This window comes from Mesorhizobium sp. BHbdii (assembly GCF_053848045.1).
Genome location: NZ_JBSPKX010000026.1, coordinates 1 through 2,500, shown reverse-complemented (window position 1 = coordinate 2,500; position 2,500 = coordinate 1). Strand labels below are relative to the sequence as shown.

The following is a 2,500-nucleotide window of genomic DNA, read 5'->3' as shown; positions in this document are numbered from 1 at the left end:
GGAGTACTAGTCGGCAGACACACGGCGGGTGCTAACGTCCGTCGTGAAAAGGGAAACAACCCTGACCTACAGCTAAGGTCCCCAAGTTATGGCTAAGTGGGAAAGGATGTGAGGATCCCAAAACAACCAGGATGTTGGCTTAGAAGCAGCCATCATTTAAAGAAAGCGTAACAGCTCACTGGTCTAAATAAGGGTCTTTGCGCCGAAAATGTAACGGGGCTAAAGCCATACACCGAAGCTTAGGGTTCGTGAGCAATCACGAGCGGTAGCGGAGCGTTCTGTAAGCTGATGAAGCCATACCCGTGAGGGGTGGTGGAGGTATCAGAAGTGCGAATGCTGACATGAGTAACGTAAGGGGAGTGAGAGACTCCCCCGCCGAAAGTCCAAGGGTTCCTGCTTAAAGCTAATCTGAGCAGGGTTAGCCGGCCCCTAAGTCGAGGCAGAAATGCGTAGACGATGGGAACCACGTTAATATTCGTGGGCCTGGAGGAAGTGACGGATCATTGAGGTAGTCCAATCTTATCGGATTGAAAGGGCTGCTGCGTGGTTCCAGGAAATAGCTCCTCCTTATAGACCGTACCCGAAACCGACACTGGTGGACTGGTAGAGTATACCAAGGCGCTTGAGAGAACTATGCTGAAGGAACTCGGCAAATTGCACGCGTAACTTCGGAAGAAGCGTGACCCTTTTCCACGCAAGTGGAGGAGGGTGGCACAGACCAGGGGGTAGCGACTGTTTATCAAAAACACAGGGCTCTGCGAAGTCGCAAGACGACGTATAGGGTCTGACGCCTGCCCGGTGCTGGAAGGTTAAGAGGAGGGGTGCAAGCTCTGAATCGAAGCCCCAGTAAACGGCGGCCGTAACTATAACGGTCCTAAGGTAGCGAAATTCCTTGTCGGGTAAGTTCCGACCTGCACGAATGGCGTAACGACTTCCCCGCTGTCTCCAGCATAGACTCAGTGAAATTGAATTCCCCGTGAAGATGCGGGGTTCCTGCGGTTAGACGGAAAGACCCCGTGCACCTTTACTATAGCTTTACATTGGCATTCGTAGTGGCATGTGTAGGATAGGTGGTAGGCTTTGAAACCTGGGCGCCAGCTCAGGTGGAGCCACCCTTGAAATACCACCCTTATCACTATGGATGTCTAACCGCGGCCCGTTATCCGGGTCCGGGACAATGTATGGTGGGTAGTTTGACTGGGGCGGTCGCCTCCTAAAGAGTAACGGAGGCGCGCGATGGTGGGCTCAGAACGGTCGGAAATCGTTCGCTGAGTGCAATGGCATAAGCCTGCCTGACTGCGAGACTGACAAGTCGAGCAGAGACGAAAGTCGGTCATAGTGATCCGGTGGTCCCGCGTGGAAGGGCCATCGCTCAACGGATAAAAGGTACGCCGGGGATAACAGGCTGATGACCCCCAAGAGTCCATATCGACGGGGTTGTTTGGCACCTCGATGTCGACTCATCGCATCCTGGGGCTGGAGCAGGTCCCAAGGGTATGGCTGTTCGCCATTTAAAGCGGTACGTGAGTTGGGTTCAGAACGTCGTGAGACAGTTCGGTCCCTATCTGCCGTGGGTGTAGGAATATTGAAAGGATCTGTCCCTAGTACGAGAGGACCGGGATGGACGGATCTCTGGTGGACCTGTTGTGGCGCCAGCCGCATAGCAGGGTAGCTATATCCGGACGGGATAACCGCTGAAGGCATCTAAGCGGGAAACCCACCTTAAAACGAGTATTCCCTGAGAACCGTGGAAGACGACCACGTTGATAGGCCGGGTGTGGAAGAGCGGCAACGCTTGAAGCTTACCGGTACTAATAGTTCGATCGGCTTGATCGTTCTCATTACTTATGCCCATCACCAGCGCAATCCAAAGGATTGTCGGCGGCGCAATCCAAAGGATTGTCGCCTGATGGTTGTTTGCCCTCGCGGCAGTCGGCTTCGCCGACGCCTCCGGGCAGGGCCTCGCAAAGGCTCGGACGCGCGGTCGCGCTTGCGGACTGCGTCCGAAAACCGCGACGCCAGGCACGAAAAAACAGCTTCTCGAGCAACGTGCGCTTTGCCGACCTGGTGGTTATGGCGGAGCGGCTGCACCCGATCCCATTCCGAACTCGGCCGTGAAACGCTCCAGCGCTGATGGTACTTCGTCTCAAGACGCGGGAGAGTAGGTCGCTGCCAGGTCTGCAAAACGCACGTCGCAAGAATCCAAATCTTTCTCCTTACAAAACAGGCCCGCCAATCGGGAGCTCGGGCCGCGCAAGCGGCCCTTTCAGTTGGCGCAAGCTTGAATCCAGTAGGCCAAGACTTACTTCTGAAGTTGACGCGGGGTGGAGCAGCGCCCCGTCCGCCCGCAAAAGGCCGAAGGCCTCGAGGACGGACAAAACAAAAAGTCCGGGCTGCCCGGCCGGCATTCGCCGTCTAGTTGACGCGGGGTGGAGCAGCCCGGTAGCTCGTCAGGCTCATAACCTGAAGGTCACAGGTTCAAATCCTGTCCCCGCAACCA

General features: G+C 55.8%; 1 tRNA gene and 2 rRNA genes (1 of these 3 cut by a window edge). All 3 read left to right on the top strand.

What is annotated here, in order from left to right:
* A 23S ribosomal RNA gene (locus tag ACWTU8_RS31510) occupies positions 1-1,836 on the top strand (it extends 964 nt beyond the left edge of the window).
* 227 nt (positions 1,837-2,063) lie between these two features.
* Positions 2,064-2,178: ribosomal RNA gene (gene rrf / locus ACWTU8_RS31505) — 5S ribosomal RNA — on the top strand.
* 245 nt (positions 2,179-2,423) lie between these two features.
* Positions 2,424-2,500: transfer RNA gene (locus tag ACWTU8_RS31500), tRNA-Met, on the top strand.